This window comes from Helicobacter rappini (genome assembly GCF_900198625.1).
In the GTDB taxonomy this organism is placed as follows: Bacteria; Campylobacterota; Campylobacteria; order Campylobacterales; family Helicobacteraceae; genus Helicobacter_A; species Helicobacter_A rappini.
The window spans coordinates 71025-71683 of the sequence record NZ_FZPK01000023.1; the positions used below are offsets into that span (position 1 = coordinate 71025).

Here is a 659-nt window from a genome sequence, read left to right on the forward strand (position 1 = left end):
CCTTGTATATAGGATTTATCGACATTGATCGCACGAGAGCAACCTCTAGTGAATTCCGCACTACCACATATACTTGCATTTGCTTGACTAGCTAAAGTCTCCGAGCTAATCTTATCCCAAAAGAGACTATAAAAATAGGTGATTCCAGATTCAAAATAGTCATTATCTGTAAGAGCGGTTAGCTCAAAGCTGAGGCTTGTTTCAGGTTTTAGGTTTGGATTCCCTAAAAATGCGAGTTGCCCTTGTGCGCCAAAACCATATTGTCCATCTATGAGCTGATTAAGATATGGTGCTTTATACCCCATACTTACGCCACCTTTAAGCGTTAGCCAATCAGGGATTGCCTCATAAACCAAATATGCCTTTGGCGAAGTGTTAAAACCAAAGCGTGAGTTATAATCTTCCCTTAGCCCTAAAGTAAAACGAAATCCATCAAAGGCTTCCCATTCATTTTCTGCAAAAAGGGCGAGAGTGTGCTGTGAAAACTGACTAGGCTTTGCTACCATATCCTGCATCCATGAAAACCAGTATTGAGCCCCAATGCTTAGATAGTTTTCATAAGGCAGGTCGATAAAGCCCTTTGATTCTAGAATCTATATCGACTTGTTTGTTGAGTTAAATTTAGCTATAACCTTGCAATTTGTTGTATTATTGCACAC

1 protein-coding gene is annotated in these 659 nt (G+C 39.8%); it reads right to left on the bottom strand.

All coding sequences use genetic code 11. The annotated features are described in order from the left end of the window. The coding region (locus tag C6H17_RS06240; protein WP_233714099.1) for a TonB-dependent receptor domain-containing protein at window positions 1-506 on the bottom strand (506 nt) is incomplete at its 3' end. Window positions 507-659: the final 153 nt, after the last annotated feature.